The organism is Type-C symbiont of Plautia stali, assembly GCF_059730935.1.
Genome location: NZ_AP035923.1, coordinates 4051848 through 4076011, shown reverse-complemented (window position 1 = coordinate 4076011; position 24164 = coordinate 4051848). Strand labels below are relative to the sequence as shown.

Genomic DNA, 24164 nt, shown 5'->3' with positions numbered 1-24164 from the left:
CAGAAGGTTGAGGTGAGGCAAATCGCGGGTTTTCAGCGCATTTCGCGCCGATTTTCGGCGAAAAAACGCCGTGCTGACGGCGGAAGGCCAGACGGTAAAAGTAGGTTTTTTCGGGAATATGTGCATACTGTGCGCTTTTTGATGATCTGAGCGCCGGGCTGAGGCCTGCGCGGCTCCAACAAAAGACAACTTATGAGCTCGGATAAGAAACAGTCCCTTGGCGCAGTCACTCTGGCGGCGATCGGCGTGGTGTATGGCGATATCGGCACCAGCCCGCTCTATACCCTGCGCGAGTGTCTCTCTGGTCAGTTCGGCTTTGGCGTGGAACGCGAGGCGGTGTTTGGCTTTCTGTCGCTGATCTTCTGGCTGCTGATTCTGGTGGTTTCGCTTAAATACATTAGTTATGTGATGCGCGCCGACAACGCCGGTGAAGGCGGGATTCTGACGCTGATGTCACTGGCGGGCCGCAATACCGGCGCGCGCGCCACGGCGATTCTGGTGATCATGGGGCTGATTGGCGGCAGCTTCTTCTACGGGGAAGTAGTGATCACGCCAGCGGTATCCGTGCTTTCGGCCATCGAAGGGCTGGAGATCGCCGCGCCGAGCCTCGATAGCTACATTGTGCCGCTGGCGATTGCGGTACTGACGCTGCTGTTTGTGATTCAGAAACACGGCACCGGCATTGTCGGTAAGCTGTTTGCACCGGTAATGCTGCTGTGGTTCATCATCCTGGCGGTGCTGGGCGCGCGCAGTATCATCAATAATCCCGAGGTGCTGCACGCCATGAACCCGTACTGGGCGCTGCACTTCTTTATTCAGTACAAAACGGTATCGTTCTTCGCGCTGGGCGCGGTGGTGCTGGCGATCACCGGCGTTGAAGCGCTGTATGCCGATATGGGCCACTTTGGTAAGTTTCCGATTCGCCTGGCATGGTTTGTGGTGGTGCTGCCGTCGCTGGTGCTCAACTATTTCGGCCAGGGTGCGCTGCTGCTGGAGCATCCGGAGGCCATCAAAAACCCGTTCTTCCTGCTGGCGCCGGACTGGGCGCTGATTCCGATGCTGATTCTCGCTACGCTGGCCACGGTGATCGCCTCGCAGGCGGTGATCTCAGGCGTATTCTCGCTGACGCGCCAGGCGGTGCGTCTTGGTTATCTGCCGCCGATGCGCATCGTGCACACGTCCGAAGAGGAATCTGGCCAGATTTATATTCCGGTGATCAACTGGCTGCTCTATTTCTCTGTGGTGATTGTTATCGTCGGCTTTGAGCACTCCAGTAATCTGGCGGCCGCCTACGGGATTGCGGTGACCGGTACCATGGTGCTGACCGCCATTCTGTGTTCAACGGTGGCGATTCAGAACTGGCACTGGAATCGCTACCTGGTGGTGCTGATTCTCATCGCGATGCTGTGCATCGATGTTTCGCTGTTCTCCGCTAACCTGGTCAAAGTGTTCTCCGGCGGCTGGCTGCCGCTGACGCTGGCACTGATGATGTTTATCGTGATGACCACGTGGAAGAGCGAGCGCTTCCGCCTGCTGCGTCGTATGCATGAGCATGGCAATTCGCTGGAGGCGATGATCGCCTCGCTGGAGAAATCGCCGCCGGTGCGCGTGCCGGGCACGGCGGTCTACATGTCACGGGCGCTCAATGTCATCCCCTTTGCCATGCTGCATAACCTGAAGCACAACAAGGTGCTGCACGAGCGCGTGGTGCTGCTGACGCTGCGTACCGAAGATGCGCCTTATGTGCACAACGTGCGTCGCGTGACCATTGAGCAGCTGTCGCCCACCTTCTGGCGCGTGGTGGCAAGCTACGGCTGGCGCGAAACGCCGAACGTCGAGGAGATTTTCCACCGCTGCGGCCTCGAAGGGCTCAACTGCCGCATGATGGAAACCTCGTTCTTTATGTCACACGAGTCGCTGATCATCGGCAAACGCCCGTGGTATCTGCGTCTGCGCGGCAAGCTGTTCCTTGCGCTGCAGCGCAACGCCCTGCGCGCGCCGGATCAGTTTGAAATTCCGCCTAACCGGGTAATCGAGCTCGGTACTCAGGTCGAAATCTGACGCATCGCGCGTCACCAGCTGAGGGTGACGCGCAGCCCCTGCGGCTGCACCGCGCTGAAGGTCAGCCGGATGCCGTGCAGCTGAGCCACATTTTTCACAATCGACAAGCCAAGCCCGCTGCCGGTTTGCGCCTGCCCCGGCGGTCGCCAGAAGCGTTCGCCCAGCCGCGCCAGCTGCTCTGCGCTGACGCCCGGTCCGTTATCCGCGATCTCCAGCCTGCGCGCGCTGAGCCGCAGCTGAATCTCACTGCCGGACGGCGTGTAGCGCAGCGCGTTATCCAGCAGATTGCGCAGCAGTAAACCCAGCAGCAGTGGATGACCGTTCATCACCGGTTCCGCGTCAGCCGTCAGCGTCAGCCTGGTGTGCTGCGCTGCCGCCTGTGCCTGATGTTCAGTCACCAGCTGGTGCAGCAACGGCGCGAGGGGGACCGGCTGAAATTCGCTGCGCAGATCGTCCGCTTCGACCCGCGACAACGTCAGTAGCTGATCGACCAGCCGCGTGGCGCGCAGGATGCCGCTGTCGAGCTGCTGCAGCGCATGGTTACGCATCGCCTCGTCATCGCCGGCCAGCTGAATCACCTCACTCTGCACGCGCAGCGCTGCCAGCGGGCTGCGCAGCTCGTGCGCCGCATCGGAGGTAAACCGTCGCTCGCGCTGGACCAGCTGTGCCATGCGGGCAAACAGGCCATTCAGCGCCGCCACCAGCGGCTTAACCTCCAGCGGCAGGCGTTGCGGCGTCAGCGGAGTTGCATCATCCGGCGCGCGCTGCTGCAGCGATGCAGTCAGGCGTTTCAGCGGACGCAGCTCAAACCACACCAGCGCCAGCAGCAACAGCAGCATCAGCGGCATGGCCACCAGCCACGGCAGCAGACTGCTCAGTGCCAGATCGCGCGTCATGTCATCGCGATATTCCCACTCCTGTCCGACCACCACGCGCCACTGCTTATCGGCTGACGTCAGCCACAGCAGCCGCCAGCGATCGTCATCGCCACGCAGGCGACCATCGTGGAAGCCGTCACGATCCGCTGTAAACTGCAAATCGCGGCCGTTTTCGCCGTCGTTCAGCAGCGGTTTGCCGTCGGCGCTGAACAGCGCAAAGGCCAGCGCGTCGTCATCCTGATCGCCGCGATGGTGGCGCAGAATCGCTTTGGTTTTTGGCAGCGAGGCGGCCTGCAGGCGACTGGCATCCAGCGCCAGCAGGCGTTTGGCGAACAGCATCTGCTGGGTATCAAACAGCTCATTAACGGTGTCGCGCGTCTGCTGCCATGCGCTAAAGGTGGCACTGGCACCACACAGAATAATTAACAGCAGAAAGCCGATGGCCAGCCGCAGGAACAGACTCATTCTGCCGCTCCCAGCGTGTAGCCAATACCGTGCACGGTGCGGATGAACTGACTGCCGAGCTTTTTACGCAGATGGTGGATATGCACTTCGACCGCGTTACTGGAGACGTCGTCGTCCCAGTTGTACAGTTTCTCCTCCAGCTGTGCGCGCGTCAGTACGCGACCGGGATTGCGCAGGAACAGCTCCAGCAGCGCCAGCTCACGGCTTTTCAGGCTGAGCGGTTCGCCATCCAACATCACGCTGTGGCTGCCGGGAGCCATCACCAGCCTGCCGTGACGCAGCTCCGGCTGCAGCTGACCGTGACGGCGACGAATCAGCGCCTGCAGACGCGCGGCCACCTCCGTCAGCGCAAACGGCTTACACAGATAGTCATCGGCACCGAGTTGCAGGCCCTGCACGCGCTGGTCCAGCGCATCGCGTGCGGTGAGGATCAGCACCGGGACATCCGCGCCCTGCTCACGCCACTGGCGCAGGATGTCCAGCCCGTCACGTTGCGGCAGCGACAGATCCAGCACCACGGCATCCCATGGCGCCGCGTTGAGCGCCTGAAATCCGGCTTCGCCGCTGACAAACCAGTCGACGCTGAAACCCAGTTTGGTCAGGCCGACCTTCAGGCCATCGCCAATCAGCGTATCGTCTTCAATTAATAAAATGCGCATGCGTTTCTCCCGGTTACCTGGGGGTTTATACGAAGCAGATGCGCGCTTGTACAGCGTCATTCGCCTGTTTTGGCTTATTTTTCCCTTCTTTTTTTCCCTTAAGATCTTGTTAAGAACCCTGTGGTGAAATAGCTCCCGTAATCCGCACAGACATGGAAATGAGGTGAAAAATGAAAAAGAGTGCAGCGCTGTTCGCCATTATCGCCCTGGCGGCAACCCCGGTGTTAGCCGCCCAGCAGGGTGGCTTTGTCGACCCTAACGCGCCAGCCGCTCAGGCTAAAGCCGGCGGTTTTAAGGCCGATAATAGTAGTGTGGTGACGGTAAAACAGGCCGAAGAGATGAAGGATGACAGCTGGATCACCGTGCGCGGCCAGCTTGATAAGCAGATCGGCGATGAAGATTATCTGTTCCGCGACAGCAGCGGCAGCATGAAAGTGGAGATCGACCACAAACGCTGGAACGGCCAGACCATTACGCCGAAGGATCAGGTCGAGCTGACCGGCGAACTGGATAAGGATTTCAATTCGATTGAACTGGACGTTAAACAGGTGCGTAAACTGCCCTAACCTCTTCTGCGGAGCCACGTCGTGGGCTCCGCCATCCCGCCAAACTCAAATTTTCCCCGGCCCAGGCGAAACGTTTCGATGGCGATCACATTTCCGTGATGCCGTCATTGAGTTGCCATGTACATTTAATACACTGCCAGACAGCGAAACGTTTCGCTGTGGAGTGGAATAAATGAAAAAAGGTCGCCTGTTAAACGCTGAAGTCTCTCATGTGATTGCCCGCCTCGGGCATACCGATACGCTGACGATTGCCGATGCGGGCTTGCCGATCCCGGCCGGTCCACAGCGCATCGATCTGGCGCTGACGCCCGGTACGCCCGATTTTTTACAGGTGGTGGAGGTCATCACGCAGGAGATGCAGGTTGAGAGCGCCCTGATAGCAGAAGAGATCCAACAACACAATCCGCAACTCCACAGCCAGCTGATCGCTGTGCTCGAAGCCTTGCAACAGCACCAGGGGAATGTGATTAGCGTTCGTTACACCAGCCATGAACAGTTCAAACAACACACTCAGCGCAGTCAGGCGGTCATTCGCAGCGGAGAGTGCTCTCCGTATGCGAATGTCATCCTGAGCGCGGGCGTCACTTTCTGAGGCCGCTATGCAACCGTTATTGCAACTCAGGGGAATTGAAAAATCATTTCCCGGCGTGAAGGCGCTCAACGGCGCGTCGCTGGCGGTTTATCCCGGGCGCGTGATGGCGTTAGTGGGAGAGAACGGCGCGGGCAAATCCACCATGATGAAGGTGCTGACCGGCATCTACAGCATGGACGCCGGTTCGCTGCACTGGCTGGGCAAAGAAGTGACGTTCTCCGGGCCGAAAGCGTCTCAGGAAGCCGGCATCGGCATCATCCATCAGGAGCTGAACCTGATCCCGCAGCTGACCGTTGCGGAAAATATTTTCCTCGGCCGTGAATTCGTTAACCGCTTTGGCCGCATCGACTGGAAACAGATGTATGCCGCGGCGGATGCGCTGTTAAAGCGCCTCAATCTGCGCTTCAGCAGCCACAAGCTGGTGGGTGATCTGTCGATTGGCGACCAGCAAATGGTGGAGATCGCCAAAGTGCTCAGCTTCGAGTCGCAGGTCATCATTATGGATGAACCGACCGACGCGCTGACCGATACCGAAACCCTGTCGCTGTTCCGCGTCATCAATGAGCTGAAAGCGCAGGGCTGCGGCATTGTTTATATCTCCCACCGCATGAAAGAGATCTTTGAGATTTGCGATGACGTCACCGTGTTCCGTGACGGCCAGTTTATTGCCGAGCGCGCGGTAGGCGATCTCAGCGAAGAGGGCCTGATCGAAATGATGGTCGGCCGCAAGCTTGAGGATCAGTATCCGCATCTCGATCAGACGCCGGGCGAGGTGCGGCTGCGTGTCGAGCACGTTAGCGGACCGGGCGTAGAAGATGTCAGCTTTACCCTGCGTAAGGGCGAGATTCTCGGCATCTCCGGTCTGATGGGCGCGGGCCGCACCGAATTAATGAAGGTGCTGTACGGCGCGCTGCCGCGTACGCACGGCAAAGTGACGCTTAACGGCCGCGAGATTGTCACCCGCTCGCCGCAGGACGGCCTGGCCAACGGCATCGTCTATATCTCGGAAGACCGTAAGCGTGACGGGCTGGTGCTCGGGATGTCGGTCAAAGAGAACATGTCGCTGACCGCGCTGCGCTACTTCAGCCGCGCCGATGGCGGCCTGAAGCACGCCGAAGAGCAGCTGGCGGTGGGCGATTTTATTCGCCTGTTCAATGTGAAAACGCCGTCAATGATGCAGCCGATCGGTCTGCTGTCTGGCGGTAATCAACAAAAAGTGGCGATTGCGCGTGGCCTGATGACGCGCCCGGATGTGCTGATCCTCGACGAGCCGACGCGCGGCGTCGATGTCGGGGCGAAAAAAGAGATCTATCAGTTAATTAACCAGTTTAAAGCCGAAGGGCTGAGCATCATCCTTGTGTCGTCGGAAATGCCGGAAGTGCTGGGCATGAGCGACCGTATTCTGGTGATGCATGAAGGCCATCTGAGTGGCGAATTTTCCCGTGAGCAGGCTACCCAGGAATCCCTGATGGCAGCGGCGGTCGGTAAGCAACACAGCGAGGAGTTAGTTGTATGAGTACCCAAACCTTACCTGCCAGCCGTCGCTGGTTCAGCAAAGCCTGGCTGCTGGAGCAGAAATCGCTGATCGCGCTGATTGTGCTGATCGCCGTGGTCGCCAGCCAGAGCCCGAACTTCTTCACGCTGCCCAACATGTTCAACATCCTGCAGCAGACATCGGTCAACGCCATCATGGCGGTGGGCATGACGCTGGTGATTCTGACCTCAGGCATCGACCTTTCGGTCGGCTCGCTGCTGGCGCTGACCGGCGCGGTCGCGGCATCGATTGTCGGGCTGGAAGTCAATGCGCTGGTGGCCGTGGCGGCATCGCTGGCGCTCGGCGCCTTTATTGGTGCCATTACCGGTGTGATTGTGGCACGCGGCAAGGTGCAGGCGTTTATCGCTACGCTGGTGATGATGCTGCTGCTGCGCGGCGTCACCATGGTTTACACCAACGGCAGTCCGATCAACACCGGCTTCAGCGATAACGCCGATCTGTTTGGCTGGTTCGGCATTGGCCGTCCGCTGGGCATTCCGACGCCGGTATGGCTGATGGCGGTGGTGTTCGCGCTGGCGTGGTACATGCTGCATCACACCCGCCTCGGCCGCTATATCTATGCGCTGGGCGGTAACGAAGCGGCTACGCGCCTGTCCGGCATCAACGTTAACCGCGTTAAAGTCATCGTCTATTCGCTGTGCGGCCTGCTGGCGGCGCTGGCGGGCACCATCGAAGTGGCGCGTCTCTCTTCCGCGCAGCCGACGGCGGGCACCGGTTATGAACTGGATGCGATTGCTGCGGTGGTGCTGGGTGGGACCAGCCTCGCGGGCGGTAAAGGGCGCATTATGGGCACGCTGATCGGTGCGCTGATTCTCGGCTTCCTCAATAACGGCCTCAACCTGATGGGCGTATCGTCTTACTACCAGATGATTGTCAAAGCCGTCGTCATTCTGCTGGCGGTGCTGGTGGATAACAAAAGCAGTAAGTAACTCTGACCTTCACACAGGATTAAAGAAATGAAAAAGTTAACTGCATTGGCCGTCATCCTTGGCGCCACCCTCAGTGCTGGCGCGATGGCTAAGGATACGATTGCGCTGGTGGTCTCAACGCTGAATAACCCGTTCTTTGTGTCGCTGAAAGATGGCGCACAGAAAGAAGCCGATAAGCTGGGCTATAACCTGGTGGTGCTCGACTCACAGAACAACCCGGCAAAAGAGCTGGCAAACGTGCAGGATCTCACCGTGCGCGGCACCAAACTGCTGCTGATCAACCCAACGGATTCTGACGCGGTCGGCAATGCCGTGAAAATGGCTAACCAGGCGAACATCCCGGTGATTACGCTGGACCGTATGGCGGCGCAGGGTAAAGTTGTCAGCCACGTGGCGTCTGATAACCGCTTCGGCGGCAAAATGGCCGGCGATTTCATCGCGAAGAAACTGGGCGACGGCGCGAAAATCATCGAGCTGCAGGGCATTGCCGGCACTTCCGCTGCCCGCGAGCGTGGCGAAGGCTTTAAGCAGGCCGCTGACGCGCACAAATTCAACGTGCTGGCCAGCCAGCCGGCCGACTTCGACCGTACTAAAGGTCTGAACGTGATGCAGAACCTGCTGCAGGCGCATCCGGACGTGCAGGCAGTCTTTGCCCAGAACGATGAAATGGCGCTGGGCGCGCTGCGTGCGCTGCAGACTGCAGGCAAAACCGACGTGCTGGTGGTGGGCTTTGACGGCACCGCGGACGGCGTGAAGGCGGTAGAATCCGGTAAACTCAGCGCGACCGTTGCACAGATGCCAGACAAGATTGGTATGATTGGCGTCGATACCGCAGATAAAGTTCTGAAGGGCGAAAAAGTGCAGGCGATCAACCCGGTTGACCTGAAACTGGTTACTAAATAAAACCCAAAGAAAAGCATGGCAACGCGCCACCCTCGTGGTGGCGCAACTTCCTGGATAACTCCCTATGAGCAAAAGCGCAAAACTGGCGGTACTCGGCAGCATCAACGCCGACCACATCCTCAACCTCGCCCATTTTCCCCGTCCGGGTGAAACGGTGATCGGGAAACAGTATCAGGTTGCCTTTGGCGGTAAAGGGGCCAACCAGGCCGTCGCGGCTGGCCGTGCCGGCGCTGACATTGCTTTTATTGCCTGCGTGGGTGCAGATGACATCGGCGAACGTATTCGCCAGCAGCTGCAGCAGGACCAGATTGATACCGCTCCGGTGGAAACCGTGGCGCAGGAAGCCACCGGCGTGGCGATGATCTTCGTGAATGGCGAAGGCGAAAATAACATTGGCATCTACTCAGGCGCGAATGCGGCGCTGACGCCAGCCTGTGTGGAGCGCCACCAGCAGGTGATTCGTTCGGCCGATGCGCTGCTGATGCAGCTGGAGTCGCCGCTGGACAGCGTGCTGGCCGCGGCCCGCATCGCGCGCGCCGGTCACACTCAGGTGATCCTCAATCCGGCGCCGGCGACCCAGCTCTCTGATGAGCTGCTGGCGCTGATCGACATTATTACGCCGAATGAAACCGAAGCGGAAATCCTCACGGGCATCGCCGTCAATAACGACGACGACGCGGCGCGGGCAGCCCAGGCGCTGCACGCTAAAGGCATTGATACCGTATTGATTACGCTGGGCCGGCGCGGCGTATGGCTCAGCGAGCAGGGCCAGGGACAGCGTATTCCCGGCTTCAGCGTGCAGGCGGTGGATACCATCGCTGCCGGTGATACCTTCAACGGGGCCTTCATTACCGCGCGGCTGGAAGGCGTGGCGATGCAGGATGCGGTTCGCTTTGCCCATGCGGCGGCAGCCATTGCCGTGACGCGCCCGGGCGCACAGCCCTCAGTGCCATGGCGCACTGAGATTGACGCATTCCTGCAGCAACAGGGTTAAGCGCTTGGCTACCATGAAAGATGTCGCCCGTCTGGCGGGCGTCTCCACCTCCACCGTTTCGCACGTTATCAACAACAACCGTTTTGTTAGCGAACAGGTGCGCGACAGAGTGGAACAGGCGATTCGCGAATTAAACTACGCGCCGTCGGCGCTGGCGCGCAGCCTGAAGATCAAGCAAACGCGCACCATTGGTATGTTACTGACCGCCAGCAGCAACCCGTTCTACTCGGAAGTGGTGCGTGGTGTAGAGAACAGCTGCTATGAACGCGGCTACAGCCTGATTCTGTGCAATACCGAAGGCGATGAAGAACGCATGAATCGCAGCCTTGAAACGCTGATGCAGAAGCGCGTGGATGGCCTGCTGATGATGTGCACGGAAACCCATCTGCCCTCCGCCGAAATCCTTAATCGCTATCCTTCGGTGCCGATGGTGATGATGGACTGGGCGCCGTTTGAAGGGCGCGGCGATATTATTCAGGATAACGCGCTGCTGGGCGGCGAACTGGCCACTCAGTATCTGATTGACCGCGGTTACACCCGCATCGCCTGTATTGCCGGGCCGCTGGATAAAACCCCGGCGCGCCTGCGTCTGGACGGTTTTCATCAGGCGATGGCAGCCAGTGGGCTGGCGGTGCCGCCGGGCTATGTGATGGACGGCGATTTCGAATTTCAGGGCGGTTTTAACGCCATGAATCAGCTGCTGGCGCTCGATCCGCCACCGCAGGCGGTGTTTACCAGCAACGATGCGATGGCGGTAGGCGTCTATCACGCCCTGTATCAGGCGGGACTGCGCGTGCCGCAGGATATGGCGGTGATGGGCTATGACAACATTGAGCTGGCGCGCTATCTGACGCCGCCGCTCAGTACCATTCATCAGCCGAAAGATGAGCTGGGCGAGTTGGCCATTGATACGCTGATTCATCGTATGAGCGATCCCGACGCCAGCCAGCAAACGCTGGTGCTGACGCCGGAGCTGGTGGAGCGCGGTTCGGTTTAACTGCTTTTACGCGTTTTCTCGCGGTTGGCGATCAGGTTACGGCCATCCCCCGGCCGTAACATCAGAAACGCCAGCGCCGACAGCACGGTAATCACACCCATGGTAAAGAAGGTGGCGTGGAACTGCTGCACCGTGGTGCTCTCAAAATCCTGGTAAAAGCGCAGCACGGCGGCGCTGACCGCCACGCCAAAACTGATCGACACCTGCTGCGTTACCGCCAGCACGCTATTGCCGCCGCTGGCGTTCTCATCATTCAAATCCGCCAGCGTGATGGTATTCATGGCGGTAAACTGGGTCGACATCGCCATGCCCAGTACAAACAGCGCCACCAGCAACATGATGATGCTTCCGTCCGGCGACTGCAGCGCGAAGCTGGCGACCAGCACGCCGATGATAACCGTAATGCCCACCAGCGTTTTACGATAGCCAAAGCGGCGCAGCACCTGAGTCACGGTGGATTTAGCCAGCAGCGAGCCAATCGCCGTAGGGCCCATCATGCAGCCGGCGATGATCGCCGGATAGCCAAATCCTACCTGTAACATCAGCGGCATCAGGAACGGAATACAGCCAGTACCGAGACGCGCGGCAATATTACCGATAATCCCGACGGAGAACGTGCGTGTCTTAAACATCGGCAGACTAATCAGCGGAGCCGGATGGCGGCGCGCATGCATAATATAGAGCAGCAGCAATACCACGCCGCTGACCAGCACCAGCACCGCCTGCCACGGCGATACGATACGCTCGCCAAACAGCTCGATGCCGATGGAGATCAGCACCAGACCAAAACCAAACAGCATAAAGCCGCCGAAATCGAAGCGGCGTTTTGGCGTGGTGAAGTCTGGCATATATTTGCGTGCATAGAAGATGCCGGCGATGCCGATAGGAATATTAATCAGGAAGATCCAGTGCCAGCTGGCGTAGGTGACCAGCAGACCACCGAGCATAGGGCCAAGAATCGGTCCGACCAGGCCGGGCATGGTGACAAAGTTGAGTACCGGCAGCAGTTCGCTGCGCGGATAGGCGCGCAGCAGCGCCAGACGCGCTACCGGCATCATCATTGCTCCGCCAACGCCTTGCACCACGCGCGAAACCACCAGCATGCTCAGCGATCCGGACAGCGCACAGGCCAGTGACCCAAGCGTGAACAGGGAAACCGCCACAATAAACACCTTACGCGTGCCAAAGCGATCGGCCAGCCAGCCGCTGACCGGAATTAACATCGCGACCGTGAGCGTATAACTGATGACAGCGGACTGCATGGCGAGTGGGGAACGTTCAAGGCTGGTGGCAATGGCGGGAAGCGCGGTATTCAGGATGGTGGCGTCGAGAGCCTGCATAAAAAACGCCATGGCGGCGATCCAGGGCAGGCCGGCCATACTGCGCGCGGAGCGAATCATTGAAAATCCTTCTTGAAGAAAATCGGTCAGCAAAGAGCGTAAGTTAAACAGGATAGCATCGGTCGCTGCGAGGATGGCGCTGATTTGTGCCGCTGTGAGAGCTGATTTGCCTGATTATTGGCCGGGAAATGTCTGTTTTTACCGCGTTCGTATAAAAAAGTAGCTTTCGGTCAATTTTTTTCAGGAAATGCTTGTCACTTCAGATTAACTCCCTATAATGCGCCACCACTGAGACGGCAAAGCGGCAACGCAGGCGGCTCAGCAGGGTGTGAAGCGATTCACCCCGCCGGAGAAAAACGCTGAAAAAAGTGTTTGACTCTGAAGGAGGAAAGCGTAATATACGCCACCTCGCGACAGCAGGCCGAACGCCGCGTCGCACCGCTCTTTAACAATTTATCAGACAATCTGTGTGGGCACTCGCAGGATTGATATCACAAGCCTACGGGCTTTAAAAAATATCAAGTCTTTGCTGAGTGAACACGTAATTCATTACGAAGTTTAATTCACAGAGCATCGCTGCACTCGTTGCAGCAAATCAAACTTTAAATTGAAGAGTTTGATCATGGCTCAGATTGAACGCTGGCGGCAGGCCTAACACATGCAAGTCGAACGGCAGCACAGAAGAGCTTGCTCTTTGGGTGGCGAGTGGCGGACGGGTGAGTAATGTCTGGGAAACTGCCCGATGGAGGGGGATAACTACTGGAAACGGTAGCTAATACCGCATAACGTCGCAAGACCAAAGTGGGGGACCTTCGGGCCTCACACCATCGGATGTGCCCAGATGGGATTAGCTAGTAGGTGGGGTAATGGCTCACCTAGGCGACGATCCCTAGCTGGTCTGAGAGGATGACCAGCCACACTGGAACTGAGACACGGTCCAGACTCCTACGGGAGGCAGCAGTGGGGAATATTGCACAATGGGCGCAAGCCTGATGCAGCCATGCCGCGTGTATGAAGAAGGCCTTCGGGTTGTAAAGTACTTTCAGCGGGGAGGAAGGCGGTGAGGTTAATAACCTTGCCGATTGACGTTACCCGCAGAAGAAGCACCGGCTAACTCCGTGCCAGCAGCCGCGGTAATACGGAGGGTGCAAGCGTTAATCGGAATTACTGGGCGTAAAGCGCACGCAGGCGGTCTGTTAAGTCAGATGTGAAATCCCCGGGCTTAACCTGGGAACTGCATTTGAAACTGGCAGGCTTGAGTCTCGTAGAGGGGGGTAGAATTCCAGGTGTAGCGGTGAAATGCGTAGAGATCTGGAGGAATACCGGTGGCGAAGGCGGCCCCCTGGACGAAGACTGACGCTCAGGTGCGAAAGCGTGGGGAGCAAACAGGATTAGATACCCTGGTAGTCCACGCCGTAAACGATGTCGACTTGGAGGTTGTGCCCTTGAGGCGTGGCTTCCGGAGCTAACGCGTTAAGTCGACCGCCTGGGGAGTACGGCCGCAAGGTTAAAACTCAAATGAATTGACGGGGGCCCGCACAAGCGGTGGAGCATGTGGTTTAATTCGATGCAACGCGAAGAACCTTACCTGGCCTTGACATCCAGAGAACTTAGCAGAGATGCTTTGGTGCCTTCGGGAACTCTGAGACAGGTGCTGCATGGCTGTCGTCAGCTCGTGTTGTGAAATGTTGGGTTAAGTCCCGCAACGAGCGCAACCCTTATCCTTTGTTGCCAGCGGCTCGGCCGGGAACTCAAAGGAGACTGCCGGTGATAAACCGGAGGAAGGTGGGGATGACGTCAAGTCATCATGGCCCTTACGGCCAGGGCTACACACGTGCTACAATGGCGCATACAAAGAGAAGCGACCTCGCGAGAGCAAGCGGACCTCATAAAGTGCGTCGTAGTCCGGATTGGAGTCTGCAACTCGACTCCATGAAGTCGGAATCGCTAGTAATCGTAGATCAGAATGCTACGGTGAATACGTTCCCGGGCCTTGTACACACCGCCCGTCACACCATGGGAGTGGGTTGCAAAAGAAGTAGGTAGCTTAACCTTCGGGAGGGCGCTTACCACTTTGTGATTCATGACTGGGGTGAAGTCGTAACAAGGTAACCGTAGGGGAACCTGCGGTTGGATCACCTCCTTACCTGAAGATACTTTCCCGCGAAGTGCTCACACAGATTGTCTGATAGAAAAGTAACGAGCAGGACGGCTGCGAAGTCGTGACACTTTGTGTCCCCTTCGTCTAGCGGTTAGGACTCCGCCCTTTCACGGCGGCAACAGGGGTTCGAATCCCCTAGGGGACGCCACTGCTTGGTGACAGGTGAAAGGTGTCTCCACAGAATATCTCAAAACTGACGGTAACGTCGTGTTTGAGATATTGCTCTTTAACAATCCGGAACAAGCTGAAAATTTGAAACGACGCGTCGTGTTCATTCTCCGTAATAAGAATGAAATTAACGATGCGTTCGGGTCTCTCAAATGCTTGCAGTCCGCAGCGTTGCAAAACGCCTGTGGGTTGTGAGGTTAAGCGACTAAGCGTACACGGTGGATGCCCTGGCAGTCAGAGGCGATGAAGGACGTGCTAATCTGCGAAAAGCGACGGTAAGGTGATATGAACCGCTACAGCCGTCGATGTCCGAATGGGGAAACCCGGTGCACTCTGTGCATCATCGTTTGATGAATACATAGTCAAACGAGGCGAACCGGGGGAACTGAAACATCTAAGTACCCCGAGGAAAAGAAATCAACCGAGATTCCCCCAGTAGCGGCGAGCGAACGGGGAGCAGCCCAGGACCTGAATCAGCTTGTGCATCAGTGGAAGCGTCTGGAAAGTCGCGCGATACCGGGTGACAGCCCCGTACACGAAGATGCACAGGTTGTGAGTCCGACGAGTAGGGCGGGACACGTGGTATCCTGTCTGAACATGGGGGGACCATCCTCCAAGGCTAAATACTCCTGACTGACCGATAGTGAACCAGTACCGTGAGGGAAAGGCGAAAAGAACCCCGGCGAGGGGAGTGAAACAGAACCTGAAACCGTGTACGTACAAGCAGTGGGAGCCTACTTGTTAGGTGACTGCGTACCTTTTGTATAATGGGTCAGCGACTTATATTCTGTAGCAAGGTTAACCGCATAGGGGAGCCGAAGGGAAACCGAGTCTTAACCGGGCGTTAAGTTGCAGGGTATAGACCCGAAACCCGGTGATCTAGCCATGGGCAGGTTGAAGGTTGGGTAACACTAACTGGAGGACCGAACCGACTAATGTTGAAAAATTAGCGGATGACTTGTGGCTGGGGGTGAAAGGCCAATCAAACCGGGAGATAGCTGGTTCTCCCCGAAAGCTATTTAGGTAGCGCCTCGTGAACTCATCTCCGGGGGTAGAGCACTGTTTCGGCTAGGGGGCCATCCCGGCTTACCAACCCGATGCAAACTGCGAATACCGGAGAATGTTATCACGGGAGACACACGGCGGGTGCTAACGTCCGTCGTGAAGAGGGAAACAACCCAGACCGCCAGCTAAGGTCCCAAAGTCATGGTTAAGTGGGAAACGATGTGGGAAGGCACAGACAGCCAGGATGTTGGCTTAGAAGCAGCCATCATTTAAAGAAAGCGTAATAGCTCACTGGTCGAGTCGGCCTGCGCGGAAGATGTAACGGGGCTAAACCATGCACCGAAGCTGCGGCAGCGACACTATGTGTTGTTGGGTAGGGGAGCGTTCTGTAAGCCGCTGAAGGTGTGCTGTGAGGCATGCTGGAGGTATCAGAAGTGCGAATGCTGACATAAGTAACGATAAAGCGGGTGAAAAGCCCGCTCGCCGGAAGACCAAGGGTTCCTGTCCAACGTTAATCGGGGCAGGGTGAGTCGACCCCTAAGGCGAGGCTGAAAAGCGTAGTCGATGGGAAACAGGTTAATATTCCTGTACTTGGTGTTACTGCGAAGGGGGGACGGAGAAGGCTAGGTTATCCGGGCGACGGTTGTCCCGGTTTAAGCGTGCAGGTGTGAAGACCAGGCAAATCCGGTCTTCTTTAACACTGAGGCGTGACGACGAGCCGCTACGGCGGTGAAGTAACTGATGCCCTGCTTCCAGGAAAAGCCTCTAAGCTCCAGGTAACACGAAATCGTACCCCAAACCGACACAGGTGGTCAGGTAGAGAATACCAAGGCGCTTGAGAGAACTCGGGTGAAGGAACTAGGCAAAATGGTGCCGTAACTTCGGGAGAAGGCACGCTGGCGCGTAGGTGAAGGGACTTGCTCCCGGAGCCGAGGCCAGTCGAAGATACCAGCTGGCTGCAACTGTTTATTAAAAACACAGCACTGTGCAAACACGAAAGTGGACGTATACGGTGTGACGCCTGCCCGGTGCCGGAAGGTTAATTGATGGGGTTATCCGCAAGGAGAAGCTCTTGATCGAAGCCCCGGTAAACGGCGGCCGTAACTATAACGGTCCTAAGGTAGCGAAATTCCTTGTCGGGTAAGTTCCGACCTGCACGAATGGCGTAATGATGGCCAGGCTGTCTCCACCCGAGACTCAGTGAAATTGAAATCGCTGTGAAGATGCAGTGTACCCGCGGCAAGACGGAAAGACCCCGTGAACCTTTACTATAGCTTGACACTGAACATTGAGCCTTGATGTGTAGGATAGGTGGGAGGCTTTGAAGCGTGGACGCCAGTCTGCGTGGAGCCAACCTTGAAATACCACCCTTTAATGTTTGATGTTCTAACGTAGGCCCGTAATCCGGGCTGCGGACAGTGTCTGGTGGGTAGTTTGACTGGGGCGGTCTCCTCCCAAAGCGTAACGGAGGAGCACGAAGGTTGGCTAATCCTGGTCGGACATCAGGAGGTTAGTGCAATGGCATAAGCCAGCTTGACTGCGAGAGTGACGGCTCGAGCAGGTGCGAAAGCAGGTCATAGTGATCCGGTGGTTCTGAATGGAAGGGCCATCGCTCAACGGATAAAAGGTACTCCGGGGATAACAGGCTGATACCGCCCAAGAGTTCATATCGACGGCGGTGTTTGGCACCTCGATGTCGGCTCATCACATCCTGGGGCTGAAGTAGGTCCCAAGGGTACGGCTGTTCGCCGTTTAAAGTGGTACGCGAGCTGGGTTTAGAACGTCGTGAGACAGTTCGGTCCCTATCTGCCGTGGGCGCTGGAGAATTGAGGGGGGTTGCTCCTAGTACGAGAGGACCGGAGTGAACGCACCGCTGGTGTTCGGGTTGTCATGCCAATGGCACTGCCCGGTAGCTAAGTGCGGAAGAGATAAGTGCTGAAAGCATCTAAGCACGAAACTTGCCCCGAGATGAGTTCTCCCTGACCCTTTAAGGGTCCTGAAGGGACGTTGAAGACGACGACGTTGATAGGCCGGGTGTGTAAGCGCAGCGATGCGTTGAGCTAACCGGTACTAATGACCCGTGAGGCTTAACCTTACAACGCCAGAGGCGTTTTGGTCTGAGAGACCGGAAATTTTCAGCTTGTGACGGAAAAATTAGCGGAAACGAAAGATTTTGCGCTGAGGCGAGGCGGCAGGCCGAAGGAAAGGAAGGAGCATACACGAGTATGTGACTGACTTTACGAGGGCGGCCAACGCGGCATCAGTGAAAAAGATTCGTTTCGCGCACCAGAATTTGCCTGGCGGCAACAGCGCGGTGGTCCCACCTGACCCCATGCCGAACTCAGAAGTGAAACGCCGTAGCGCCGATGGTAGTGTGGGGCCTCCCCATGCGAGAGTAGGGAACTGCCAGGCATCAAACCAGTAAGGAAGCCCCGGACGAGAGTCCGGGGCTTTTTTACGTCCGTACTCCGGAAAATTTCCCGCCGAAAAACGTGTGATTAACGGTTTTTTAGCCACTGAACAATATACTCTGCAACCTGATCAGGCTGATTGATATCCAGCACCGGTACCTGAAGCGCTAACGCTTCATCCGTCGCTACGGCAATCACCCAGTCATCCAGCAATTCATCAATTTCTCCCTTAACGCCGCGCCGCCATAGCACCATCCTGGGCACGGGTTCCTGTTTAAACCCCTCGACCAGCACCAGATCCAGCGCGTCAGCGTCCATACGGCCTGCCAGCTCCATCAAACTTAGCGGCTGCTGTGGCGTTTCACACATCAACGCCCAGCGATTCTCGCTGGCGACGATCACCTGATCGGCTCCCGCTTTGCGCAGCAGATAACTGTCTTTTCCCGGCGTATCGATGTCCATCTGATGATGGGTATGCTTGATCAGCCCGGGGCGAATGCCCTGCGCTCTCAGTAGCGGAATCACCTGTTGTAACAGGGTGGTTTTGCCGGTGCCACTCCAGCCCACCACCGCCAGTAACGGCACACTCATCACGAACTTTCCTCATTAACCAAATCGTCAGGCGTATTGATATTGCGGAAGGCGGCTTCATCATCATCAAACAGTACGCTGTGTCCGCCATGTTCACACATAAACTGCATCAGACGGCGTTCTCCGCGCAGCAGCCACGCTTCCAGATTATCAGCCAGCGCACGATGCACCAAAGCCAGCGCCGGATGATCACGCTGACCCGATGTCACCCACACGGCGGCTGCTGCACCACGCTGCTGCCACAGCCGTGCAACAAAATCCTGCGGTAGCCACGGCGTATCGCAGGCACAAAACGCCACCCATTCGGTCTGGCTGTGCCGCAGGCCGCTGAGCATGCCTGCCAGCGGACCGGGATAATCAGGCAGCGAATCACGAATCACCTGACAACCACTTGCCTGATAACGATCAATGTTACGGTTGGCGCTAATCAACACAATATTGACCTGCGGCTGTAAACGCTGCAGAACGTGCTGATAAAGCGGTTTGCCCTGTAATGGCAGCAAGCCCTTATCCTGACCTCCCATACGGCTGCCTTGCCCGCCTGCGAGGATCACACCGGTAAATGCGGTCATCTTCGTCTCCCTGTTTATTCTGGACGATACTTAACTCGCGGTAGCGAACCACCTGCGCAAAGGAATCAATGATGAAATATCACCGACTCAATGAACTGCTCGAACTGCTGCAGCCTGCCTGGCAGCAAGAACCCGATCTCAACCTGCTGGCATTTTTACAAAAACTGGCGCAGGAATCAGGTTTCAGTGGCCCATTAAGTGAATTAAGCGATGACGTATTGATTTACCATCTCAAAATGCGTGATGCCGGTAGTCAGGCTGTGATCCCGGGTCTGAAGAAAGATTATGAAGTGGACTTCAAAAGCGCGCTATTACGTGCGCGCGGTGTGATCAAGGATGATGAGTAGTGTTATCCTTGCGCGTTCAACGCACAGGTAACACATAGGCACAATGATGAGCGAAGCCGCTTTTAATTTTCAGACGCTGAATCCCGACGTCATCCTCGATGCGCTCTGGGATGCCGGTCTGCGGGTCGAGTCCGGCTTAACCGCCCTGAACAGCTACGAAAACCGCGTCTATCAGTTCAGCGATGAGGATAAGCGACGCTATGTCGCTAAGTTTTATCGTCCGCAACGCTGGAGCGCCGCGCAGATCGCTGAAGAGCATCGGTTTGCTCAGGATCTGCTGGATGATGAAGTGCCGGTTGCCGCACCGCTGGCGCTGCAGGGCAATACGCTCAATCAGCACGCTGGCTTTATGTTCGCGGTGTTCCCCAGCCTCGGTGGCCGGCAGTATGAAACCGACAATGAAGAGCAAATGGAGTGGGTAGGTCGTTTCCTTGGCCGTATCCATCAAACCGGACGCCACAGCCCGTTCCGCCAGCGGCCCACTCTGGGCCTGCAGGAGTATGTGGTTGAGCCACGTCTGCAGCTGGAACAGAGCGCGCTGGTGCCCGCCTCGCTGAAGGATGCGCTACTGAAGGCGTTAGATAAACTCAGCGCCACGCTGCAGCAGAGCTGGCATAGCCAGTGGCAACCGCTCCGGCTGCACGGTGACTGCCATCCCGGCAATATTCTGTGGCGCGATGGGCCGATGTTTGTCGATCTCGATGACGCGCGCACCGGTCCGGCTGTGCAGGATTTGTGGATGCTGGTGAACGGCAGCCGTCAGGAACAATTGATCCAGTGGGATATTTTGCTGGAAGCGTATAACGAATTTGGTGATTTCGATTTACACGAATTGACACTGATTGAGTCTTTACGCGCCATGCGCATGGTTTATTATCTGGCCTGGGTGGTACGCCGCTGGCAGGATCCCGCTTTTCCGCGCGCCTTCCCCTGGATGACCGATGAGGACTTCTGGCGCCGGCAGATTGCACTATTTATCGAGCAGGAAAGGCTGTTACACGAACCGCCGTTACAGCTTAGCCCGCAATTTTAATGAAGTACTCAGGAGATGTTCTCACGATGAAAAAGATTTGGTTTGCGCTGGTAGGTTTGATGCTGGCATTTAGCGCCTCAGCGGCACAGTTCAACGACGGTAAACAGTACGTTACGCTGCCAAAACCGGTCGCCGGTGAGCCGCAGGTTATGGAATTCTTCTCCTTCTTCTGCCCGCACTGCTACCAGTTTGAACGCATTTACCACGTCAGCGATGCGGTAAGAAAAAATCTGCCAGCGGACACCAAAGTGACCAAATATCACGTTGATTTCCTCGGCGGCGACTTCGGTCCGGTGGTCACGCATGCGTGGGCAGTGGCAATGGCGCTGGGTGTGGAAGATAAAGTGACCGCACCGATTTTCGACGGCATCCAGAAGACCCAGACCATTACCGACGCAGCCAGCCTGAAAGAAACCTTCATTAAAGCAGCGGGTATTACCTCTGAAGATTACGATGCAGCGTGGAACAGCTTCGCCGTGAAGGCGCTGGTTGCACAGCAGCAGAAAGCGGCTTCGGATGTTAATCTGCAGGGCGTACCGGCGATTTTTGTTAACGGCAAATACATGGTTAACAACGGCGGCCTGGACACCAGCTCAATGGATAACTTCGTGGCGGATTATGCCAACGTCGTGAAATTCCTGGTTGAGAAAAAGTAATTAAGCGCTGAAAACGCGATGGCTTATGCTGTAGCGGCGCGGTTATCACCCGCCGCTACAGTGAAAACAACCCACACCACATCCTTAATTCACTAAGCTATTCATCCCTCACCGCCAGCGTTTTTTGATTACCCTTTCGCTTAATATCCACATAGACGATCGCCTTTTTAAAAAGGTGTTTCGTATCACGGCAAGATTATAACTGACTGATTGTAAAAAAATTTTAATCGTAAAATGATTGCAATTAACGTAAATAACAATACGTTATGAATTTTACGCACAAAGTTATCCACAAGATGATCCTTGCGATCCGCGCCGCGTAACCGCGAAAAAGATCCTCACTTTCTGCTGTTACTTCAACATTGTTCGCTGGTTGTGGCATCCTTATAACCCTGATTATCGCAACGAAGAAAATACAAACCTATGGCGCAAATTGCAGAAAATCCCCTGATTCTGGTAGATGGCTCTTCCTACCTCTACCGTGCATATCATGCCTTTCCGCCGCTGACCAACAGTGCGGGTGAGCCAACCGGCGCCATGTATGGTGTGCTCAACATGCTGAAAAGCCTGCTGATGCAGTATCAACCCAGCCATGTGGCTGTGGTCTTCGATGCCAAAGGCAAAACGTTCCGCGATGAGCTGTTTGAAAATTACAAATCGCATCGTCCACCGATGCCGGACGATTTACGCGCGCAAATCGCGCCGCTGCATGAGATGGTAAAAGCCATGGGGCTGCCGCTGCTGGCGGTGTCCGGCGTGGAAGCCGATGACGTGATTGGCACGCTGGCGCTGGAAGCGGAAAAGCAGGGGCGTGCGGTGCTGATCAGCACCGGCGATAAAGATATGGCGCAGCTGGTGACGCCGGGCATTACCCTGATCAACACCATGACTAACACCGTGCTCGGTCCGGAAGAAGTCGAGCAGAAATACGGTGTGCCGCCTTCGCTGATTATCGATTTCCTCGCCATGATGGGCGACAGCTCGGACAACATCCCGGGCGTTCCGGGCGTGGGCGAGAAAACCGCACAGGCGCTGCTGCAGGGGCTGGGCGGCATGCAATCCATCTACGACAACCTTGATAAAGTGGCCGGGCTCTCCTTCCGTGGAGCAAAAACCATGGCGGCGAAGCTGGAGCAGAATCGCGATGTGGCGTTTCTCTCCTACCAGCTGGCGACCATCAAAACCGATGTGGAACTGGAGCTGGCCTGCGAGCAACTGACGGTTAACGAGCCTGATGTTGAAGCATTGCAGACGCTGTTCAGCCGCTATGAGTTCAAACGCTGGCTAGCCGATCTGCAGGAAGGAAAATGGCTGCAGGGTAAAAAGAGTAATAGCCAGGCGCAGAAATCGCTGCCGGATGAACCCGTCGTGGCCGCAGCGGAAACGGTCAGCGTGCTGTCATCCGACGGCTATGTCACCATCCTCGACGAGGCGACCTTTGCCGACTGGCTGAAAAAACTGCAAAGCGCCGACGTGTTTGCTTTTGACCTGGAAACCGATTCGCTGGATACCCTGAGCGCCAATATTGTCGGCATTGCCTTCGCCGTGGCACCGGGCGAGGCCGCTTACCTGCCGTTGGCGCATGACTATCTTGACGCGCCACCGCAGCTGGATCGCGCCGCGGTGCTGAAGCAGCTGAAACCGCTGCTGGAGGACAGTAAAGCAGCGAAGGTCGGGCAGAACCTGAAGTACGATCGTGGCGTACTGAAAAATTACGATATTGAGCTGAACGGCATCAAATTCGACACCATGCTGGAGTCTTACTGCCTGAACAGCGTCGGCGGCAAGCATGACATGGACAGCCTGGCGGCCCGCTGGCTTAACCACAAAACCGTCACTTTCGAAGAAATCGCCGGTAAAGGTAAAAATCAGCTCACCTTCAATCAGATCGCGCTTGAGCAGGCGGCGCACTATGCGGCAGAAGACGCTGACGTCACGCTGCAGCTGCACCTGCAGATGTGGCCGAAGCTGGAGCAGGAAGCCGGTCCGAAGCAGGTATTCGAGGCGATTGAGATGCCGCTGGTGACGGTCATTTCCCGCGTAGAGCGCAACGGTGTGCTGATCGATCAGAACATCCTCGCGAAACATTCGCAGGAGCTGACCACGCGTCTGGCCGAGCTGGAGCAGAAGGCGCATGAGCTGGCCGGCGAGCCTTTCAACCTCTCCTCCACCAAACAGCTGCAAACCATTCTGTTTGAGAAGCAGGGGATTAAGCCGACGAAGAAAACGCCGGGCGGCGCGCCATCGACCAGTGAAGAAGTGCTGGCTGAGCTGGCGCTCGACTATCCGCTGCCGAAAGTGATTCTTGAGCATCGCGGCCTGTCGAAGCTGAAATCCACTTACACCGATAAGCTGCCGCAGATGATCAATCCGATCACCGGTCGGGTGCATACCTCTTATCACCAGGCGGTGACGGCCACCGGACGACTCTCCTCGACCGACCCGAACCTGCAAAACATTCCGGTGCGCAACGAAGAGGGACGGCGCATTCGTCAGGCGTTTATTGCAGGCGCGGATAAGCGCATCGTAGCCGCCGACTATTCGCAGATTGAGCTGCGAATTATGGCGCACCTGTCGCAGGACAAAGGCCTGCTGGATGCGTTCGCGCAGGGTGAGGATATCCACCGCGCCACGGCGTCCGAAGTGTTTGGTGTGGCGCTGAGCAAGGTTTCCGGTGAGCAGCGCCGCAGTGCGAAAGCGATTAACTTCGGACTGATTTATGGCATGAGCGCATTTGGTTTGTCGCGTCAGCTGAACATTGGTGCCGGCGAAGCGAAGAAGTACATGGATCTCTACTTTGAGCGCTATCCGGGCGTGCTGCGTTATATGGAAGCGACGCGCGCGCAAGCCGCGGATAAGGGATACGTCGAGACGCTGGATGGTCGTCGTCTGTGGCTGCCGGACATCAACTCCAGCAATGCCATTCGCCGTAAAGCTGCCGAACGTGCGGCGATCAACGCACCGATGCAGGGCACCGCGGCGGACATCATCAAACGTGCCATGATCGCCGTTGACGGCTGGCTGCTGCAGCAGAACAGTGATGAGGTGAAAATGATCATGCAGGTACACGATGAACTGGTATTTGAGATCCACAAAGATGCCGTCGCAGGTGCCAGCCAGACGATCCGCGAACTGATGGAGAACAGCATGAAGCTGGATGTACCGCTGCAGGTTGAAGTGGGAACCGGCGATAACTGGGATCAGGCGCACTAAGGGCCCGCTGCTCGCCACAGATGCTGGTGGCGGGCAGCGTCATAAGAAAAAAGTTTACTTAATCGGTT

17 protein-coding genes, 1 tRNA gene and 3 rRNA genes are annotated in these 24164 nt (G+C 56.8%); 16 read left to right on the top strand and 5 right to left on the bottom strand.

Annotated features, from left to right (window positions below):
- Positions 1 to 192: 192 nt before the first annotated feature.
- The gene (gene kup / locus AC6I7J_RS19165) at positions 193 to 2061 is read left to right on the top strand and encodes a low affinity potassium transporter Kup (protein WP_021508177.1); all 1869 of its coding nucleotides are present in this window, start codon (positions 193 to 195) and stop codon (positions 2059 to 2061) included.
- Between the two features lie 11 nt (positions 2062 to 2072).
- Here kup and qseC read toward each other — a convergent pair whose 3' ends face one another.
- Together qseC and qseB are read right to left on the bottom strand one after the other, a co-directional pair.
- Positions 2073 to 3404 carry a quorum sensing histidine kinase QseC gene (gene qseC / locus AC6I7J_RS19160; protein WP_222951454.1) on the bottom strand — a complete coding sequence of 444 codons (1332 nt, stop codon included), beginning with the start codon at positions 3402 to 3404 and terminating at the stop codon, positions 2073 to 2075.
- Complete coding sequence (gene qseB, locus AC6I7J_RS19155) at positions 3401 to 4063, bottom strand: quorum sensing response regulator transcription factor QseB (protein ID WP_264241070.1); 663 nt, start codon at positions 4061 to 4063, stop codon at positions 3401 to 3403. Before qseB ends, qseC begins: the two co-directional genes overlap by 4 nt.
- 170 nt (positions 4064 to 4233) lie before the next feature.
- On the opposite strand from qseB, the gene AC6I7J_RS19150 reads away from it, so the two are divergent.
- From AC6I7J_RS19150 to rbsR, 7 genes are all read left to right on the top strand, one after another.
- Entirely contained in the window at positions 4234 to 4629 is a 396-nt protein-coding gene (locus tag AC6I7J_RS19150) for a YgiW/YdeI family stress tolerance OB fold protein (protein WP_058758226.1), read from the top strand.
- A 172-nt stretch (positions 4630 to 4801) separates the two neighbouring features.
- Complete coding sequence (gene rbsD, locus AC6I7J_RS19145; RefSeq protein WP_021313542.1) at positions 4802 to 5221, top strand: D-ribose pyranase; 420 nt, start codon at positions 4802 to 4804, stop codon at positions 5219 to 5221.
- 7 nt (positions 5222 to 5228) lie between these two features.
- Positions 5229 to 6737 (top strand): ribose ABC transporter ATP-binding protein RbsA, encoded by a 1509-nt coding sequence (gene rbsA, locus AC6I7J_RS19140; RefSeq protein WP_058758228.1) that lies wholly within the window; start codon positions 5229 to 5231, stop codon positions 6735 to 6737.
- Positions 6734 to 7705, top strand: coding sequence for a ribose ABC transporter permease (gene rbsC, locus AC6I7J_RS19135; protein WP_021508172.1), 972 nt, complete (start codon positions 6734 to 6736; stop codon positions 7703 to 7705). The genes rbsA and rbsC overlap by 4 nt, the downstream gene beginning before the upstream one ends.
- A gap of 27 nt (positions 7706 to 7732) precedes the next feature.
- Positions 7733 to 8608, top strand: a complete 876-nt coding sequence (rbsB, locus tag AC6I7J_RS19130; protein ID WP_021508171.1) for a ribose ABC transporter substrate-binding protein RbsB — start codon at positions 7733 to 7735, stop codon at positions 8606 to 8608.
- Between the two features lie 64 nt (positions 8609 to 8672).
- Positions 8673 to 9602 (top strand): ribokinase, encoded by a 930-nt coding sequence (gene rbsK, locus AC6I7J_RS19125; RefSeq protein ID WP_264250027.1) that lies wholly within the window; start codon positions 8673 to 8675, stop codon positions 9600 to 9602.
- 4 nt (positions 9603 to 9606) lie between these two features.
- Positions 9607 to 10599, top strand: a complete 993-nt coding sequence (rbsR, locus tag AC6I7J_RS19120) for a ribose operon transcriptional repressor RbsR (protein ID WP_498006443.1) — start codon at positions 9607 to 9609, stop codon at positions 10597 to 10599.
- Here the strand turns inward: rbsR and mdtD are convergent.
- Entirely contained in the window at positions 10596 to 11999 is a 1404-nt protein-coding gene (gene mdtD, locus AC6I7J_RS19115; RefSeq protein WP_021508168.1) for a multidrug transporter subunit MdtD, read from the bottom strand. The two genes, rbsR and mdtD, sit on opposite strands and share 4 nt — an antisense overlap.
- 544 nt (positions 12000 to 12543) lie before the next feature.
- Between mdtD and AC6I7J_RS19110 the strand changes: the two genes are divergently transcribed.
- The 4 genes from AC6I7J_RS19110 (at position 12544) to rrf (ending at position 17685) form a co-directional block, all read left to right on the top strand.
- Positions 12544 to 14085: ribosomal RNA gene (locus AC6I7J_RS19110) — 16S ribosomal RNA — on the top strand.
- A gap of 88 nt (positions 14086 to 14173) precedes the next feature.
- Positions 14174 to 14248, top strand: a tRNA-Glu gene (locus tag AC6I7J_RS19105).
- 215 nt (positions 14249 to 14463) lie between these two features.
- Positions 14464 to 17368 (top strand): 23S ribosomal RNA (locus AC6I7J_RS19100).
- Positions 17369 to 17569: 201 nt separating this feature from the next.
- A 5S ribosomal RNA gene (rrf, locus tag AC6I7J_RS19095) occupies positions 17570 to 17685 on the top strand.
- The 16S, 23S and 5S rRNA genes sit together here with 1 tRNA gene alongside, the layout of an rRNA operon.
- Positions 17686 to 17771: 86 nt before the next feature.
- Here the strand turns inward: rrf and mobB are convergent.
- Both mobB and mobA read right to left on the bottom strand, forming a co-directional pair.
- A complete protein-coding gene (gene mobB, locus AC6I7J_RS19090) occupies positions 17772 to 18275 on the bottom strand; it encodes a molybdopterin-guanine dinucleotide biosynthesis protein MobB (protein WP_059011687.1) in 504 nt (167 codons plus the stop codon).
- Positions 18275 to 18847, bottom strand: coding sequence for a molybdenum cofactor guanylyltransferase MobA (gene mobA, locus AC6I7J_RS19085; protein WP_059011685.1), 573 nt, complete (start codon positions 18845 to 18847; stop codon positions 18275 to 18277). Before mobA ends, mobB begins: the two co-directional genes overlap by 1 nt.
- A 71-nt stretch (positions 18848 to 18918) precedes the next feature.
- Here mobA and AC6I7J_RS19080 point away from each other — a divergent pair, with 71 nt between their 5' ends.
- The 4 genes from AC6I7J_RS19080 (at position 18919) to polA (ending at position 24096) form a co-directional block, all read left to right on the top strand.
- A complete protein-coding gene (locus AC6I7J_RS19080; protein ID WP_021313943.1) occupies positions 18919 to 19194 on the top strand; it encodes a YihD family protein in 276 nt (91 codons plus the stop codon).
- Positions 19195 to 19240: 46 nt separating this feature from the next.
- Positions 19241 to 20227, top strand: a complete 987-nt coding sequence (locus AC6I7J_RS19075; RefSeq protein WP_058775452.1) for a serine/threonine protein kinase — start codon at positions 19241 to 19243, stop codon at positions 20225 to 20227.
- 26 nt (positions 20228 to 20253) lie between these two features.
- Positions 20254 to 20883, top strand: a complete 630-nt coding sequence (gene dsbA / locus AC6I7J_RS19070; RefSeq protein WP_021507125.1) for a thiol:disulfide interchange protein DsbA — start codon at positions 20254 to 20256, stop codon at positions 20881 to 20883.
- 423 nt (positions 20884 to 21306) lie between these two features.
- Positions 21307 to 24096, top strand: a complete 2790-nt coding sequence (gene polA / locus AC6I7J_RS19065; RefSeq protein WP_498006442.1) for a DNA polymerase I — start codon at positions 21307 to 21309, stop codon at positions 24094 to 24096.
- Positions 24097 to 24164 lie beyond the last annotated feature (68 nt).

Excerpts from the sequence above, each read along its gene's own strand:
- kup (WP_021508177.1), top strand. The coding sequence starts at position 193 with ATGAGCTCGGATAAGAAACAGTCCCTTGGCGCAGTCACTCTGGCGGCG.
- qseC (WP_222951454.1), bottom strand. The coding sequence starts at position 3,404 with ATGAGTCTGTTCCTGCGGCTGGCCATCGGCTTTCTGCTGTTAATTATT.
- qseB (WP_264241070.1), bottom strand. The coding sequence starts at position 4,063 with ATGCGCATTTTATTAATTGAAGACGATACGCTGATTGGCGATGGCCTG.
- AC6I7J_RS19150 (WP_058758226.1), top strand. The coding sequence starts at position 4,234 with ATGAAAAAGAGTGCAGCGCTGTTCGCCATTATCGCCCTGGCGGCAACC.
- rbsD (WP_021313542.1), top strand. The coding sequence starts at position 4,802 with ATGAAAAAAGGTCGCCTGTTAAACGCTGAAGTCTCTCATGTGATTGCC.
- rbsA (WP_058758228.1), top strand. The coding sequence starts at position 5,229 with ATGCAACCGTTATTGCAACTCAGGGGAATTGAAAAATCATTTCCCGGC.
- rbsC (WP_021508172.1), top strand. The coding sequence starts at position 6,734 with ATGAGTACCCAAACCTTACCTGCCAGCCGTCGCTGGTTCAGCAAAGCC.
- rbsB (WP_021508171.1), top strand. The coding sequence starts at position 7,733 with ATGAAAAAGTTAACTGCATTGGCCGTCATCCTTGGCGCCACCCTCAGT.
- rbsK (WP_264250027.1), top strand. The coding sequence starts at position 8,673 with ATGAGCAAAAGCGCAAAACTGGCGGTACTCGGCAGCATCAACGCCGAC.
- mdtD (WP_021508168.1), bottom strand. The coding sequence starts at position 11,999 with ATGATTCGCTCCGCGCGCAGTATGGCCGGCCTGCCCTGGATCGCCGCC.
- mobB (WP_059011687.1), bottom strand. The coding sequence starts at position 18,275 with ATGAGTGTGCCGTTACTGGCGGTGGTGGGCTGGAGTGGCACCGGCAAA.
- mobA (WP_059011685.1), bottom strand. The coding sequence starts at position 18,847 with ATGACCGCATTTACCGGTGTGATCCTCGCAGGCGGGCAAGGCAGCCGT.
- AC6I7J_RS19080 (WP_021313943.1), top strand. The coding sequence starts at position 18,919 with ATGAAATATCACCGACTCAATGAACTGCTCGAACTGCTGCAGCCTGCC.
- AC6I7J_RS19075 (WP_058775452.1), top strand. The coding sequence starts at position 19,241 with ATGAGCGAAGCCGCTTTTAATTTTCAGACGCTGAATCCCGACGTCATC.
- dsbA (WP_021507125.1), top strand. The coding sequence starts at position 20,254 with ATGAAAAAGATTTGGTTTGCGCTGGTAGGTTTGATGCTGGCATTTAGC.
- polA (WP_498006442.1), top strand. The coding sequence starts at position 21,307 with ATGGCGCAAATTGCAGAAAATCCCCTGATTCTGGTAGATGGCTCTTCC.